The 14,513-nt window shown below is 51.7% G+C and carries 16 protein-coding genes and 3 tRNA genes; 9 read left to right on the forward strand and 10 right to left on the reverse strand.

Annotated elements, in window-relative coordinates:
• The first annotated feature begins 205 nt into the window (after positions 1–205).
• From FN037_RS01155 to FN037_RS01170, 4 genes are all read left to right on the forward strand, one after another.
• Positions 206–282: transfer RNA gene (locus tag FN037_RS01155), tRNA-Val, on the forward strand.
• A gap of 4 nt (positions 283–286) precedes the next feature.
• Positions 287–363 (forward strand) — tRNA-Val (locus FN037_RS01160).
• Positions 364–367: 4 nt separating this feature from the next.
• Positions 368–444, forward strand: a tRNA-Val gene (locus FN037_RS01165).
• Positions 445–792: 348 nt separating this feature from the next.
• Positions 793–1,362 (forward strand): DJ-1/PfpI family protein, encoded by a 570-nt coding sequence (locus FN037_RS01170; RefSeq protein ID WP_185929212.1) that lies wholly within the window; start codon positions 793–795, stop codon positions 1,360–1,362.
• A gap of 97 nt (positions 1,363–1,459) precedes the next feature.
• Here FN037_RS01170 and FN037_RS01175 read toward each other — a convergent pair whose 3' ends face one another.
• Positions 1,460–1,951 carry a GNAT family N-acetyltransferase gene (locus FN037_RS01175; RefSeq protein ID WP_142501387.1) on the reverse strand — a complete coding sequence of 164 codons (492 nt, stop codon included), beginning with the start codon at positions 1,949–1,951 and terminating at the stop codon, positions 1,460–1,462.
• 253 nt (positions 1,952–2,204) lie between these two features.
• On the opposite strand from FN037_RS01175, the gene FN037_RS01180 reads away from it, so the two are divergent.
• Entirely contained in the window at positions 2,205–3,815 is a 1,611-nt protein-coding gene (locus FN037_RS01180) for an FAD-NAD(P)-binding protein (protein WP_138358841.1), read from the forward strand.
• Positions 3,816–3,829: 14 nt separating this feature from the next.
• On the opposite strand, the gene FN037_RS24475 is transcribed toward FN037_RS01180, so the two are convergent.
• The gene (locus FN037_RS24475) at positions 3,830–3,961 is read right to left on the reverse strand and encodes a hypothetical protein (protein WP_241675605.1); all 132 of its coding nucleotides are present in this window, start codon (positions 3,959–3,961) and stop codon (positions 3,830–3,832) included.
• Between the two features lie 21 nt (positions 3,962–3,982).
• A complete protein-coding gene (locus tag FN037_RS01185; protein WP_142501388.1) occupies positions 3,983–4,375 on the reverse strand; it encodes a YdeI family stress tolerance OB fold protein in 393 nt (130 codons plus the stop codon).
• A 460-nt stretch (positions 4,376–4,835) separates the two neighbouring features.
• Between FN037_RS01185 and FN037_RS01190 the strand changes: the two genes are divergently transcribed.
• On the forward strand, positions 4,836–5,720 hold the full coding sequence (locus FN037_RS01190; protein WP_142501389.1) for an SDR family oxidoreductase: 885 nt from the start codon (positions 4,836–4,838) through the stop codon (positions 5,718–5,720).
• A 182-nt stretch (positions 5,721–5,902) separates the two neighbouring features.
• On the opposite strand, the gene FN037_RS01195 is transcribed toward FN037_RS01190, so the two are convergent.
• Positions 5,903–6,538, reverse strand: a complete 636-nt coding sequence (locus tag FN037_RS01195) for a carbonic anhydrase (RefSeq protein ID WP_138358835.1) — start codon at positions 6,536–6,538, stop codon at positions 5,903–5,905.
• Positions 6,539–6,747: 209 nt separating this feature from the next.
• Between FN037_RS01195 and FN037_RS01200 the strand changes: the two genes are divergently transcribed.
• The 3 genes from FN037_RS01200 to FN037_RS01210 all read left to right on the forward strand — a co-directional run bounded on the left by FN037_RS01200 (position 6,748) and on the right by FN037_RS01210 (position 9,230).
• Positions 6,748–7,395 (forward strand): CatA-like O-acetyltransferase, family 1, encoded by a 648-nt coding sequence (locus FN037_RS01200; RefSeq protein WP_142501858.1) that lies wholly within the window; start codon positions 6,748–6,750, stop codon positions 7,393–7,395.
• Between the two features lie 90 nt (positions 7,396–7,485).
• Positions 7,486–7,626, forward strand: coding sequence for a hypothetical protein (locus FN037_RS01205; protein WP_138358833.1), 141 nt, complete (start codon positions 7,486–7,488; stop codon positions 7,624–7,626).
• Positions 7,627–7,919: 293 nt separating this feature from the next.
• Positions 7,920–9,230, forward strand: a complete 1,311-nt coding sequence (locus FN037_RS01210) for a serine dehydratase subunit alpha family protein (RefSeq protein ID WP_142501390.1) — start codon at positions 7,920–7,922, stop codon at positions 9,228–9,230.
• A gap of 12 nt (positions 9,231–9,242) precedes the next feature.
• Here the strand turns inward: FN037_RS01210 and FN037_RS01215 are convergent, their stop codons facing one another.
• The 6 genes from FN037_RS01215 to FN037_RS01240 all read right to left on the reverse strand — a co-directional run bounded on the left by FN037_RS01215 (position 9,243) and on the right by FN037_RS01240 (position 14,513).
• A complete protein-coding gene (locus tag FN037_RS01215) occupies positions 9,243–9,434 on the reverse strand; it encodes a hypothetical protein (RefSeq protein ID WP_138358829.1) in 192 nt (63 codons plus the stop codon).
• A gap of 62 nt (positions 9,435–9,496) precedes the next feature.
• Positions 9,497–9,883 (reverse strand): RidA family protein, encoded by a 387-nt coding sequence (locus FN037_RS01220; RefSeq protein WP_138358827.1) that lies wholly within the window; start codon positions 9,881–9,883, stop codon positions 9,497–9,499.
• 25 nt (positions 9,884–9,908) lie between these two features.
• Positions 9,909–11,327 (reverse strand): Na+/H+ antiporter NhaC family protein, encoded by a 1,419-nt coding sequence (locus tag FN037_RS01225; RefSeq protein ID WP_138358825.1) that lies wholly within the window; start codon positions 11,325–11,327, stop codon positions 9,909–9,911.
• Positions 11,320–12,507 (reverse strand): trans-sulfuration enzyme family protein, encoded by a 1,188-nt coding sequence (locus FN037_RS01230; RefSeq protein ID WP_142501391.1) that lies wholly within the window; start codon positions 12,505–12,507, stop codon positions 11,320–11,322. Before FN037_RS01230 ends, FN037_RS01225 begins: the two co-directional genes overlap by 8 nt.
• Before the next feature lie 838 nt (positions 12,508–13,345).
• Positions 13,346–13,831, reverse strand: coding sequence for a TlpA disulfide reductase family protein (locus tag FN037_RS01235; RefSeq protein ID WP_138358821.1), 486 nt, complete (start codon positions 13,829–13,831; stop codon positions 13,346–13,348).
• On the reverse strand, positions 13,818–14,513 hold the full coding sequence (locus FN037_RS01240) for an ABC transporter ATP-binding protein (RefSeq protein ID WP_142501392.1): 696 nt from the start codon (positions 14,511–14,513) through the stop codon (positions 13,818–13,820). Before FN037_RS01240 ends, FN037_RS01235 begins: the two co-directional genes overlap by 14 nt.

The following is a 14,513-nucleotide window of genomic DNA, read 5'->3' on the forward strand; positions in this document are numbered from 1 at the left end:
TCGGCGCGATATTGGATGAAAAAACGGCGCGGATAGCGCGCCGTTATCCGAACCTGATGAACAAATATTCTTTTGCATCAGTAAAATATAAGCAACATGGATAAAACTTCTGCGATCGCGTCAAATCTGGAAGAAAAGTGACGTTTGCCTCTTGCCACAACCCCGCCCTGCCGTTAATATGCGTCCCCGTTGTTACCACAACATTGCGTTCATAGCTCAGTTGGTTAGAGCACCACCTTGACATGGTGGGGGTCGTTGGTTCGAGTCCAATTGAACGCACCATAATGCGTTTATAGCTCAGTTGGTTAGAGCACCACCTTGACATGGTGGGGGTCGTTGGTTCGAGTCCAATTAAACGCACCATATTGCGTCCGTAGCTCAGTTGGTTAGAGCACCACCTTGACATGGTGGGGGTCGGTGGTTCGAGTCCACTCGGACGCACCATTCAGTTGATAATTGAGTGCTGCGCTTTTATCCTCTCGTCAGTAACACCCATAAATCATCCCTGTGCCAATGATATTTTAAATCGGGTTTACGCTTTATCCCGGCTGAAAATTTCGATATTTGTTAGCAACTGAGCATTCTCAGTCTAAAGAAGCATCCTGCCAATTTCCCATTCCCCGCTCATGGTCTATACCCTAACTAATTCGTGTTGCAGGACATAACGCTTAACCGTGTTTGCGTCGGCCTCACATGAGCAGACAGGAGGCGGAGAGAGGCCCTGCCAGACCGCCTGCAACCTGAATATGATGGTTATATATCTTATGCATCTTCCCATATGCAGGAGCGATCATGATAAGTAAAAAAATTCTGATGCTGGTCGGCGACTACGCCGAAGATTATGAAACGATGGTGCCTTTTCAGGCGCTGCAGATGATTGGCCATCAGGTCGACGCGGTATGCCCCGATAAGGTCAAAGGGGACTACGTCACGACGGCGATCCATGATTTTGATGGCGCTCAGACATACAGCGAGAAACCGGGTCACCGCTTTACCCTTAACGCCGACTTTGCCGAAGTGAAAGAACAGGACTACGATGCCCTACTGATTCCCGGCGGGCGGGCGCCGGAATATTTGCGATTAAATAACGACGTAATAACACTGGTACAGGCATTTAACGCCGCGGGCAAACCAATTGCCGCCGTTTGTCACGGCCCACAACTGCTGGCCGCCGCCAGCATTCTGCAAGGCCGAACCTGCAGCGCCTACCCCGCCTGCGCGCCGGAAGTACGGCTCGCGGGTGGACATTATGCCGATATTGGCATCGATCAGGCGCACGTCGATGGCAACCTGGTCACCGCACCTGCCTGGCCCGCTCATCCACAATGGCTGGCGAAATTTGCTGAAGTGTTACAGCGGTAACCTGTCAAATATTCGCGACGTTCGTAATGGTAAAAAAGAGAAATGAACCGATGCGCTAAAGCCTGAATTTAGCCTTAGCGCATCAATAAGCATAAGATCACAGCGTCATCATCATCTCATGCCAGGCCATGCCGCCATGATCGGACGCTGACGGTTTAATATAGCGATAGCCAAAGTGCGCATAGAGATCCACATGACGATCTTTACACATAAGATGGATGGTTTGCTTATTCATGACCTTCATCCGCGAGATAAACTCACGCATCATCAGCGAGGCGTAGCCCTGCCCCTGGAAATCAGGATCTACCACGACCGACATAATCACCACATTTGGCGCCGCCGGGTCGTGCCCGATAAGCTCTTTGAACTCTTCGTCGGACATCACCACGTCCCACGCACAGCCCGCGTTAATAAATCCAATCACTTCTCCGCCAAGTTCCATACACATAAACCCTTGCGGATACAGATTGATACGGGTGGCGATTTTTTCTCTCGTCGCCGCTTCGTCACCTTCATACGCGGTGATTTCAATCTGATAGCAGCGATCAACGTCGGATGGCGTGGCCTGGCGAAATACGGGGGTAGACATAATTTATCCTCTTCAGCGTCCCTGATGTGCCGACATAGTACACCATTCAGGCCGTTCATCACGCACCGCTACAAGGGTATGAGAATAAATTCGCCTCGGTACAACGCCCGCATCGCCAGTTGGCCCTCTTCGCCATTTTGCACCACAATTATTCTGCCAGGTTTACCTCACCGGGACAGACTATCTCGTGGCGCTTTTCAACTCACGGAAGGCCACCGATAACAAATGTAATAACAGCGACGGGTCAGTCAATATGAAGAAAATTGCTATCATCGGCGCAGGTCCAACCGGTATTTATACGTTGTACGCATTACTTAAACATAACGAACCGTTCGAGGTGTCGATTTATGAGCAGGCAGATGAAGCAGGCGTAGGCATGCCCTACAGTGACGAAGATAATTCCCCCATGATGCTGGCAAACATCGCCAGTATTGAAATACCGCCCATTCAGTGCACTTATCTTGACTGGCTAAAAACCCAAAGCAAAGCTAATCTTTCGCGCTACGGCGTAGATTACGATACGCTTCATGACCGCCAGTTTCTGCCGCGCATTCTGCTTGGCGAATATTTTCGCGATCGGTTTCTTGCACTGGTTGCGCAAGCCAAAGAACAAGGCTTTCGGATACAGGTCAATGAATCCTGCCTTGTTACCGACCTGCAGGCCAGCGAAGCAGGTGTCAGGCTCTGGCGACAAAATGAACCGACCGCCGAATCCTTTGATCTCGCAGTCATCGCCACTGGTCACGTCTGGCCCGCGGAAGAAGAATCAACCCGCAGTTGGTTTCCCAGTCCGTGGTCAGGCCTGATGGAAGCGAAGATCCCGCCTTGCCGGGTGGGCATCATGGGAACCTCACTGAGCGGGATTGATGCGGCAATGGCCGTTGCGGTTCAGCATGGCAGCTTTAGCGAGCCGGATGATGACACGCTGATTTTCAGGCTGAACGATGGCTGTGAGTCCCTTAAAATTGTGCTCATGTCCCGCTCCGGCATTTTGCCGGAGGCCGACTTTTACTGCCCAATCCCCTGGGAGCCGCTGCAGATCGTTACCCAACACGCGCTCGACCAGGAAATCGCCGTCGGGGCCGATGGCTTGCTCGACCGGGTATTTAATCTGATTGCTCAGGAAATCGCGCTCGCCGATCCGCACTGGAGCGAAGAGATCGCCCTTTGCGACCTTGATGCGGACACCTTTAGCGAAACCTGGTTTTATCAACGTCAGCAGAAGAATCCTTTTCACTGGGCGCAGGCTAACCTCAAGGAAGTCGAGCGAAACAAACGCGAGAGATACACCGTTCCCTGGCGTTACGTCATCCTGCGGTTGCATGAAGCCGTCCAGACAATAGTTCCCCACCTCAATGACAGGGATCGGACACGTTTTAGCGCAGGTCTTGCCCGCGTGTTTATCGACTGCTACGCCGCCATTCCCCCGGAATCTATCCGCCGCTTACTGGCGCTACGCGAAGCGGGTGTGATCAGCATTCTCTCGTTGGGACAGGATTATGAAATAGCCATCCAGCCGGAAAAAACGTTGATCTCCAGCCGGGATAAGCACTATATCTATGATGTGTTTGTCGATGCCCGTGGGCAAAAACCGCTGAAAAACAAAGATATTCCGTTTCCTCATTTACGAGCGCAGTTGCTGGCGACGGGTGATGAGATCCCGGAAGTCGGCGATGATTATACGTTGCTGGATCCTCCGGCGATTCGCGGGCGTATTGCATTCGGCGCCATCCCGTGGTTGATGCATGACCAACCCTTTGTCCAGGGGATCACCGCCTGCGCGGAGATCGGCGCGGCAATGGCAAAGGCGATATCTCACCAGGCCCGACGTGCCCGCAGACGTTTACCGTTATTGGATCTTTAACGCCACGTCGCGTCTTATCCATGTTTCCGCGGGTTATGCGCCTCGCTATCCTCTCTTTTACGCGGTATTTCCCCCTGCTCGCGGGGATCCTTTTTCGCCGGATGCCGCCCGCGTTTATCGGGATCGGCTGGATTCTGTACGGACATTTTTTTCTCCTGTCTCAGCGGTTATTTCTGTATTCTGTCCACTCGCACCATCGGCGGCGTCATTTTCTTATCCAGACTGCCATTAATGCTGATCATCTGATCGGGCCTGACTTCCCGACCGGCGAAAACCGCGGCGGGAATAGTGACCGCAATGGTGTCGGTTTTATCGCGAAAGCGATAGCGGTCATCACCATACTGCTCAATAAGATTACCGCGTAAAGAGATGGTTGCCCCGTCATGCATGCTCAGGGCCTGCCGCACGGTCATAATCCGGCTATCTTCGGTTCCACGATAGCCGTCATCAAGCTTATGGGGAGGGGGTGGAACGGTGTCATTTTTAAATCCCCCCTCTGCTTCGGCATAAACGCCAGGAACCATCAGCCAGCAGAAAATAATAAGCAGTAACTTTTTCATCAGCCCCTCCGACATTTTACTCATGTCTTATTCAGTCTGGTCGCTAATGCTTATTTTCACAACCTGAAGAATTTATCCGGCAACCGAAAAAAATATTTTTTATTCCTCTCTCGCCCTGCTTAAATATATCCACTGGCATACGTAAAATTGGCCTGACGATGAAAAGCGCGCTTCGTTAGAATAATCTTAAAATCATCTCTGACGCTACATCGTCACATTTAGAAAAGCTTCCCGACAATCAGTAAATTACCATTAATTAACCCGCAAACTGGCTGAAATAATAAAAAATTCGTCCAGTTATCGCTCGTTAAAAACTTTCTGGCTGGCTGAAGACCGGGGCTTAGCGTCTATCCTTACAGATGCGTGGCAGTCCGGGCCGTCCGCAAACGCCCGACAAAATGGCAAGTGGAAGACGTCCAGCCTGGACAGGCTATTCATCTTTTAGCATGAGGAGGTCTGTATGCACGACAGCACTAAAAATACCGCCAGCTATCCCTGCCCGCCTTTTGTCGATCAGCCCCAATTCCCGCCGGGTCTGGCACATAAGATGCAACCGGAACCCGATCATGGTGAACAAAGCTATGTCGGTTCTGGTCGGCTGGCGGGAAAACGCGCGCTGATTACCGGCGCGGACTCCGGAATTGGACGTGCGGTTGCCATCGCCTTCGCGCGTGAAGGTGCCGATGTGGCGATAAACTATCTACCGGAAGAGGAATCGGATGCTAAAGCCGTGATGACGTTGATTCAGGAGGAAGGACGCCAGGCCGTGGCGATACCGGGAGATATTCGTAGCGAATCTTTTTGTCAACAGCTGGTGGAACAGGCCGTCAGCGAACTCGGCGGCCTGGATATTCTGGTCAATAACGCCGGACGCCAGCAATATTGTCAATCGCTGGAAGCGCTTTCGACCGAGGACTTTGACGCCACCTTCAAAACAAACGTATACGCGGCATTCTGGATAACCAAAGCCGCCCTGCCTCATCTTCAACAACATAGCGCAATTATTAATACATCATCGGTACAGGCCTTTAAGCCGAGCCCCATTCTGCTGGATTATGCGCAAACGAAGGCTTGCCTGGTGGCGTTTACCAAATCGCTGGCCAAACAACTGGGACCCAGAGGCATTCGGGTTAACGCCGTGGCGCCAGGCCCTTACTGGACGGTGCTCCAGTCCAGCGGTGGACAACCGGCGGAGAAAGTGCGCCAGTTTGGTGCCGATACGCCACTGGGCCGCCCCGGTCAACCGGTTGAGATTGCCCCGCTGTACGTTACCCTCGCGTCCGACGCCTGCTCCTTCACTTCCGGTCAGGTCTGGTGCTCCGATGGCGGCGACGGCGTATTATAAGCCACAAGCGGCGGAACAGCCGCTTATCGACACATGCTGACGGGCTTGTCGTGCGAATGCGCCTGTGTATCGCCCCACAGAATAATGCGCGTTTTCAGCGTCAGAAGGCACATATGACCGATAAGAATGTCACGATCGGGAAGTAAAACTGACAGGGCGTCCGTGCCCTGTCGATGACGGGTTTACTCGAAATAGACGTCCGGGTTTTCAGACAGCGAAACAAAATTTTTGCTGTTCTTATCCAGCGCACGAATATCCCCGCTTTCGATATCATAGAACCAGCCGTGCAGGCGGAGGGTATTATCACGCAGGCCAACAGCAACCGACGGGTGGGTTTTGATATTATTCAACTGCGCGATAACATTTTCCTGTACCATTCCATTCACTTTATCGGTCTCATTATCCCAGGTTTTTTTCTCAACAACAGCTTTCGCCGCGTCGGCATAGTGCAACCAATGGGACACGGCAGGCATCGTATCCAGGCACTGGCAGGTGGCGATAGCTTTCATTGCACCGCAGTTAGAGTGGCCGCAAATTACAATATCGGTAACGCCAAGGGCAACAACGGCATACTCAATTGTCGCGGAAACCCCACCGGGTTCGGGCCCAAAAGAGGGAACGATATTACCGGCGTTACGAATCACAAAAAGCTGCCCCGGCTCCTGCTGGGTCACCAGTTCCGGCACCAGGCGGCTATCTGAACAGGAAATAAACAATGCTTTCGGATTCTGGCTGTTTGCCAGGCTACGGAAGAGCTCTTTACGCTGCGGAAAGATCTCTTTCTGAAAGTTGAGGAAGCCCTCAATAATATGTTGCATAGCAATATCTCTTCTCTCTGTTTTAATCGCAATATGACAAAGATCACATTAAGTTAGTGTAACACTGACGCCTGGAATAGGAATTGTTATTCGAAAATGCGCGTAAGCCTCGCGACGGAAAACATCGCGATGGCGGCTATCGCGCGCTGTTGGCAACCCGATTGACATCGTCGCATCAGGTGCTGGCAAACCGTAAACAGGAGACAACCATGACCCATTACCGCGTAATCGATAAACAAAACTGGCCGCGCAAAGATCATTTTGATTTTTATCGCCGCTTTGCCAACCCGGCATTTAATCTCTGCGTGCCGATAGCTGCCCAGCGGCTGTACGACTGCGCGAAAGACCGGAATGTCTCTTTTTTTCAGTTGGCGCTCTACGCGCTGATGCGCGCGGTAAACGGCGTCCCACAACTTAAACAACGCCGTTCAGGCGACGACATTATCGAATATGATGAACTGGCAGTGATGACGCCGGTGATGACCGGGCAAGAAGGATTCCGCCAGGTATGGTGCGATAACGCCGATGATTTTGCCACCTTTAGCCGCGTCGCGACCCCGAAGATTGAAGCCGCAAAACACACGTCGCCAGCCCCCCTTATCGTCACCGGTGAAAACTATTTCTGCGCCAGTTGCCTGCCGTGGCTGCATTTCAGTGCCATCACTCACGCTGAGTATTACGTGGGCGCAGCGGTTCCCGCGCTCACCTGGGGCAAGCTGAAAAATGGCATTATCCCGGTCGCGGGCAAATTCAACCATGCTTTTGTCGATGGTCTGCACGCCAGCCGCTTTTTCTCCCGCGTTGAAGAGTATTTTGCTGAACCTGACAGGCTCTGGTCCCCCATCGGTGATGCATGATCGCTTTCTGCACGATTCCGTAAGGATGCATCTCCCTGCCATTTTGCCTATACTTGACGGCAGTCAAAACTGAACTGAAGTGGATAATGTATGGAAATTGATCTCGACAACCTGACTTTTAGCGGACTAGAGGAAGCGCAAGAGCGTAACGCGGAACGCCTTGAAGAGGCGGACAAAAAGGCGCAGGCGCTCGTTGCCGATGATGATTGCGGCGACGCATGTAAGATCTAATTACTATAAACCGGCAAGATTGCCGGTTTTTCTCTCCTCTCTCATCCCGCTCTTCCTCGACAAAATTAAAAATTCCAAAAATAACCATAAAAGAGAAAGTGTTTCTCTCAAATAGCCTCTTTACAAACTAAAGATGCAACTTTTTTCTCTGTCAACCGGGGTAACATTCTTACTATCGTTTATGCCGCTCGGTGTTGCATCGTACCGACATATGCAGGCCGCGGCGTATATCAACCTCGAGAAATAACGCAATCACTCGCGGATTTTTTCCGCACCGCTCCAGAGGCCCTGTCATGTCACACCGGGAAAACCGTGTTGAATGGAATACGTTTATTGATGCTCTGAAACAGGAAGTTAAACCCGCCCTGGGTTGTACCGAACCTGTATCGGTTGCGCTTGCCTGCGCCGTAGCGGCGCAACAGTTATCAGGCGCAATTGTGCGAATCGAAGCGGCGGTCTCGCCAAATTTAATGAAAAATGGGATGGGCGTGACGATCCCGGGCACAGGAATGACCGGATTACCCGTTGCCGCTGCCTTAGGGGCTATCGCCGGCGATCCGCAGGCAAAACTCGAAGTGCTGAAAAAAGCCACCTCACGGGAGATTGACGCCGCCAGAGCGCTGCTAGACGTCGGCGCCGTGCGCATCGTGTTGCAGGAACCTTGCGATGAAATACTCTATGTCCGCGCTAAAGTCTACGCCGGAGATGAACACGCCACGGTGACCATCTCTGGCGACCACACCAACGTGGTGGCGATTGAGAAAATGGGGCATTCCCTGTTTATCAAAGCTGAAAGCAATACCTGCGACGACCCCCTTAACCCGCTGGAGCGGCTCGCCCGTTATTCACTACGCGATATCTATGATTTCGTTAATGACGTTCTTGCGGAAGAACTCCGCTTTATTCTCGACGCAGGTTTGATGAACAACGCCCTTTCAAAAAAAGGTCTGGCTAAAGACTGGGGGTTGCACATCGGCACCACACTGAAGCGTCAGGTGGACAAGGGACTGGTTTCCAATGATATGTTTACCGAGATCCTCTACCGGACCAGCGCCGCATCGGATGCCCGAATGGGCGGCGCAACGCTGCCGGCAATGACCAATTCAGGTTCAGGCAACCAGGGAATAACGGCAACCATGCCGGTAGTGGTCGCCGCGGAGCGGCTTAATGCCAGCCAGCAGCAACTCGCCCGAGCGCTGGCGCTCTCACATCTGGTCGCTATCTATATCCACTGTAAACTCCCGCGGTTGTCAGCCCTGTGTGCGGCCACCACCGCCGCAATGGGCGCAGCGTCTGGGATTCTCTGGCTGATGAACGGCAGCTATGAAAATATCGCCATGGCGGTGAATAATATGATTGGCGATGTCAGCGGCATGATTTGCGACGGCGCTTCCGGCAGTTGCGCAATGAAAGTGTCCACCAGTATCGCTTCCGCCTGGAAAGCGATTCTGCTGGCGCTGGATAATTCGGTGGTTTCCTGCAATGACGGGATTGTCGAGCGCGATGTCGAGAATTCCATTCGAAATCTCTGTGCGATCGCAGCTCAGGCGATGCAGCATACCGATCGACAAATTATCAAAATTATGGCGCATAAGCGCTATTAACCGGGCTAAACGTTAACCGCCGCCCGAAGGCGGCGGGGAGTTCACTTGCAGCCGTGCGGATAATTGCAGCTGTAGCTTCTCCACGTTAGGCCGCTGCTGATCAACAACGCGCGAAACGGCCTCCCCGATGACCGCAACCTCCGGCAGACAATACGCCTGGCCCTCCGCCTGTCCGGCGCGGGTTCCCCCACTTCCGGAAGGCATTGTTATTCTCTTCCTGTGAAAACGGCGGCTAAAAGCCGCCGTAGCATTGTATTTGTATTACATTAGCCACACCAGGCGACGGCTTCAATCTCCACCTTCACCTCTTTCGGCAAGCGAGCGACTTCAACGCAGGAACGGGCCGGGAATGAAGCATGATGCTGAGTGAAAAACTCCGCATAGGCGTGATTAATCACCGCAAATTCGTTCAGGTCTTTTACGAAAATAGTCGTCTTACAAATATTGTCGACCGTCAGTCCTCCGGCTTCAATAATAGCCCGAATATTTTCCAGACTCTGCCGGGTTTGACCTTCGGCGCACGCAGGAATATCTCCCGTTTGCGGATTAATCGGCAACTGGCCGGAGGTAAAAATAAAATTACCGGTTCGCGCGCCCTGAATATAAGGCCCAATCGCCTGCGGGGCATGTTCTGTCGCAATAACCTTAGTCATCGTCAATCCTTAAATACTCTTTGGGTTAGAGAGTAAAGCCAACAATTAAATAGACAACCAGCGCCAGTCCGCCGGTCACCAGCGCATAAGGCATCTGGGTGCGAATATGTTCAATATGGTCACAGTTAGTCGCCATGGAGGCGACGATAGCGTCGCTGGAGATAGGTGACGTCATATCGCCAAAAATTGAACCGGAAATAGCCGCGCCAATCATAAAGTGCGGATCAATACCCAACGACACCCCCAGTTGCACGCCGATCGGGATCATAATGGCAAATGTTCCCCAGGAGGTTCCCGTTGCCAGTGACATGACCGCTGAAATCAGGAAGATAAAACCAATCGAGAACCCGGATGGGATCACTCCGGAGGTAATCGACGCAATATATTGCCCGGTATTCAGCTCCGCTGAAATATGCCCCATCAGGAAAGCAAGAATCATGATTGAGCTAATTTTGACCATACTGGCATAGCCGATGTACAGCTCTTTGAAAAAGTTCTCAACGTTGAGAATACCGCGCACTCTGAACCAGATAAAAGAGACTACGGTACCGAACATAACGCCGGAATAAACCGACATCGAACCGCTGCCTTTGGAAAACTGCCCATCGCCGGTGATATAGAGAACAACGGGTACCATTAATACCGTGGATAAAATCGGAATAAAAAAGTTCAACAATGAATTGCATGCCGGGTGGTCGATGACCGTATCAGCGTCTTCTTCACCCTGCTCCTGCTCAATTTCCGTCAACGCCGTTTCAAACTTCACTTCAGCCTTTTTCATCGGTCCCCAGCTACAGCCCGAAAGAATGTAAAAAAGCACCGAAGCGAGAGAAAACCAGGCCATCGTGTTCCACACCATTGAACCGGCCAGCACTTCAAACGGTTCGCCGGTCAGGTAGCCCTGAGCAATCTGTACGCCGATAACCCCCATCATCGCCGCGCCCCAGCCGTTGATCATCACCGATGAACAGACAGAAACGCAGGAAGTCTGAATAATATAGGACATCTTTTCCGGCGAAACCTTGTAGCGCCGGGCCAGGTTTTTCGTGGAGGCCCCGGCGATAAGCTGATTTATCGAGCTCTCGATAAAGATTAACGATGTCACCACCATCGCCAGCAGTTGTACCGACTTTTTATTGGTGACAAAGTCATTTTTCTCCGAGAGGAACTGCACCAGTTTACGCACGCCGCCAGTGACCACAATCAGCCGCATAATGCCGCCAATCATCACCATAAAAATAATGGTTCGCGCATTGCCGGCGGACGCGAATGTCTCAATAATCCCGTTCAGCGTCCCGCCGACGCCATTAATAATACTGTGATTAATCACCGCATAGCCGACAAAAATACCGGTCAATAGCGAAAGGATCACCTGCCGGGTAAAGATCGCCAGAATAATAGTGACCAGCGGGGTAATTATCGTCCAGATGCCATAATCATGCATGATGGTTATCCTGTGTGATGTCCATGGCGGCAAAGGCAATATCCAGGTCCTGGATCAAATCATCAATATGTTCAATGCCAACAGAAAAACGCAGCGTGGTGTCATATACCCCTATCGCTTCCCGTTCTTCTTTCGACATTGCCCCGTGGGACATTGACGCGGAATGGTTAATCATGCTCTCCACCCCACCTAATGATTCTGCCAGCACAAAATAGTGCAGTCCGCCGATAAAGCGCTTCAGACTTTGCATATCGCCCTTCAGCGTCGCGGTCACCACCGCGCCGCCTGAACGCATTTGTTTCTTACACAGTTGATGCTGGGGATGCGACGGCAGGCCAGGGTAATAGACGCTGGCAATCGCCGGATGGTGCGCCAGATATTCCGCAATACGCTGTGCATTACTGCACTGCCGCGCCATGCGCAGATCCAATGTTTTCATGCCGCGCAGAGCAAGATAGGCATCAAAAGGCGATGCAATGGAGCCAATTGTGGTTTTGATAAAATCCAGACGCCCTGCCAGGGCTTCATTATTGGTTATCACCGCCCCGCCGATTAAATCAGAATGCCCGCCGACATATTTACTGGTGGAGAGCATAACGATATCCGCCCCCATTTCGAGTGGTTTATGGTTCCAGGCGCTGGCGAAAGTATTATCGACACAGGTCATAATGTCGCGTTCTTTAGCAATACGACAAACCCTGGCAATATCGACCAGTTCCAGTAACGGATTGGTCGGTGTTTCAATCCAGATTAAGGCGGTATTATTCTGAATACTATTAATCAGGCTGCTTTCATCATTAAGATCGATATAGGAAATAGTGACACCGGTGGTTACTGTCTTTAGTTTCTCAAATAACCGCCACGTTCCACCATACACGCCTTTCATGGCAATAATATGCGCATCCTTGGGTAATAACTCGATAACAAGATTAGTGGCGGCCATTCCTGAGGCGGTGGCAGTAGCATAAATGCCGCTTTCCAGCTCAGCAAGCGCTGATTCATATGCTTTACGCGTCGGATTAGACACACGGGAATAACAGAAATCCCCACCCTCGTTAAGATTTTGTTGTATAAAAGAACTGGCTGTGACAATCGGAGTAAATATCGCGTTATTCACCGGATCGGATTGCGTTCCGGCATGAACGGCCAGGGTTGCAATATCTTTAGCTCTGGTTTTCATAAGGTACACTCAAACTATTATTAGTCATAAAATATGGTGGCTGATACTGTTATTGTTCGTGCGCGTGGTGAATAAAACAGCAGCCAATATTTCGTTTACGGGTCACAGAATAAATGACCGTGCTATCATCAACAGATATACAAAATCCTTCAGGGCACATTGCAACAATAAGCAATGAAATTCCCTGCGGCAGAGAGAACTGTGCAGCTAAAATTTCCGCACACAGCCAACAAAGAAGCTGTTTGAAGGATAATGGATAGTGTGGTTTACGCCCTTCAACCACAATTAAAATGTATAGTAGACGAGGAAGAAAATCTTACCTATTTTCCCTCTAATCAGGGAATAATGGAGAAAAAACTTCTCTTTACGAGAACCGCTAACGATTATAACCAATTGATTAATAAACTATAATTTTTTGACGGTGACAGTAATCACAAAAAAAATAGAAAAAACCACTCTTTCCAGATGATATGAATATCTGCGGATTTTTTTCTGCGGATAACATCAGGCCGCTGCGCGATAGATATTGTCAAAACGGATAAGGGTAAATCGACGAGGGTCTGATAAAGCCTGCAGTGGGTTATAAAAATTTCAGGCCTGATGATGACATTCCCCTGGCCTATCACAGGACGGGACCGTGCTAAGACTAAGGTTCAACAGGCAACGCGACGAACGGCGTTAATGACGCTGACGCCCGAGAGTGATAACCCGGTCGTGGTGAGGCCCGGAAACGTCAGATCAATATTGCTAAACGAGAGCAGCATAAAAACCCGCAGGTGCGGCGGCCCCCCCATCGGCGATAATGCTCTGACGCGCCCGCCTCTGTCGCGAAAGGGCGCTATCTCTGCGCCAGCTGGCGAAATACGGTCTGTAGCTCCTCAGGCTTACGCCAGCCCTGGTGCAAATCCAGCACTACTCCGTGGCTGTCAATCAACACCGATGTCGGGGTGCCGATGACCTGATAACGCTCCTGAGTCATTTTAAGCTGATCCCGCAGCACCGGATAACTGATACCGTGCTGAGCCAGTAGCGGCGCAATATCCACCGACTCCGGGTCGGTATTCACGCCCACCACCACCAGCTTATCCGGCCAGCGCTGGCTGAGGGCCTGCAGGGTATCCATTTCCGCCAGGCAACCGCCGCAGCCTGATGACCAGAAATTAAGGTACACGGCTTTCCCCTCCCAGCGCTTGAGGCTGGCCGGTTTACCCTGCAGATCGAACGCCGCCAGCGCAGGGGCGGCTTCGCCGCGCGCCAGCTTTTCCTCTTTGCAGCCGCTGAGCAGCACCAGTAACAGAACAAACACCACCTTAGGCATGCGCATGATGGTTGACCTCCTCCCCCAAATACTTGCCGTGCTGCAAACGCACGATACGATCGGCGAATTTCCCCAGCGCCGGGTTATGGGTCACCATCACAATGGTACGCCCCTGACGGTGCAAATCGGTCAGCAGATCCAGCACCCGCTGTTCGTTCTCTTCATCAAGATTACCGGTCGGCTCATCAGCAAAAATAACCGGCGGTTCATTGACCAGCGCGCGTGCAATACAGACGCGCTGCTGCTCACCGCCCGAAAGCTGGCTCGGTAAATGGGTGATGCGATGCTCAAGACCAACCTGGGCAAGTACCGCCCTGGCGGCGGATTCGTCCACCACGCTATGGTAATGTTGCGCCAGCATGATGTTTTCCAGCGCCGTTAAAAATGGGATCAAATGGAACTGCTGAAACACGAGCCCGATTTTTTGCGCGCGAAAGCGACGCCGTCCCTCTTCATCCAGCGCCGCCGCATCAGTACCGTCGAGGATCACCTGCCCTTCGCTGGCGGTATCCAGACAGGTAAGAATATTCATTAGCGTCGTTTTCCCGGAGCCGGACGCCCCCATAATGGCGACAAACTCGCCGCGCGCGATACGCAGGTTGATATCCTCCAGCGCGGTCACTTCGCCGAATCGCTTATATAAATGACGCGTTTCAATCGCCATCTGACGCAAAGACGTGACGGTCAT

It is taken from the genome of Klebsiella sp. 2680 (assembly GCF_900198535.1).
Classification (GTDB): Bacteria; Pseudomonadota; Gammaproteobacteria; order Enterobacterales; family Enterobacteriaceae; genus Klebsiella; species Klebsiella indica.

Coding starts and splice junctions, on each gene's coding strand:
- FN037_RS01185 (WP_142501388.1), bottom strand. CDS start 4,375: ATGAAAAAGTTACTGCTTATTATTTTCTGCTGGCTGATGGTTCCTGGC.
- FN037_RS01215 (WP_138358829.1), bottom strand. CDS start 9,434: ATGCCTTCCGGAAGTGGGGGAACCCGCGCCGGACAGGCGGAGGGCCAG.
- FN037_RS01210 (WP_142501390.1), top strand. CDS start 7,920: ATGTCACACCGGGAAAACCGTGTTGAATGGAATACGTTTATTGATGCT.
- FN037_RS01230 (WP_142501391.1), bottom strand. CDS start 12,507: ATGAAAACCAGAGCTAAAGATATTGCAACCCTGGCCGTTCATGCCGGA.
- FN037_RS01190 (WP_142501389.1), top strand. CDS start 4,836: ATGCACGACAGCACTAAAAATACCGCCAGCTATCCCTGCCCGCCTTTT.
- FN037_RS01240 (WP_142501392.1), bottom strand. CDS start 14,513: ATGACCGTCACGTCTTTGCGTCAGATGGCGATTGAAACGCGTCATTTA.
- FN037_RS01180 (WP_138358841.1), top strand. CDS start 2,205: ATGAAGAAAATTGCTATCATCGGCGCAGGTCCAACCGGTATTTATACG.
- FN037_RS01200 (WP_142501858.1), top strand. CDS start 6,748: ATGACCCATTACCGCGTAATCGATAAACAAAACTGGCCGCGCAAAGAT.
- FN037_RS01170 (WP_185929212.1), top strand. CDS start 793: ATGATAAGTAAAAAAATTCTGATGCTGGTCGGCGACTACGCCGAAGAT.
- FN037_RS01225 (WP_138358825.1), bottom strand. CDS start 11,327: ATGCATGATTATGGCATCTGGACGATAATTACCCCGCTGGTCACTATT.
- FN037_RS01235 (WP_138358821.1), bottom strand. CDS start 13,831: ATGCGCATGCCTAAGGTGGTGTTTGTTCTGTTACTGGTGCTGCTCAGC.
- FN037_RS01205 (WP_138358833.1), top strand. CDS start 7,486: ATGGAAATTGATCTCGACAACCTGACTTTTAGCGGACTAGAGGAAGCG.
- FN037_RS01220 (WP_138358827.1), bottom strand. CDS start 9,883: ATGACTAAGGTTATTGCGACAGAACATGCCCCGCAGGCGATTGGGCCT.
- FN037_RS24475 (WP_241675605.1), bottom strand. CDS start 3,961: ATGTCCGTACAGAATCCAGCCGATCCCGATAAACGCGGGCGGCATCCG.
- FN037_RS01175 (WP_142501387.1), bottom strand. CDS start 1,951: ATGTCTACCCCCGTATTTCGCCAGGCCACGCCATCCGACGTTGATCGC.
- FN037_RS01195 (WP_138358835.1), bottom strand. CDS start 6,538: ATGCAACATATTATTGAGGGCTTCCTCAACTTTCAGAAAGAGATCTTT.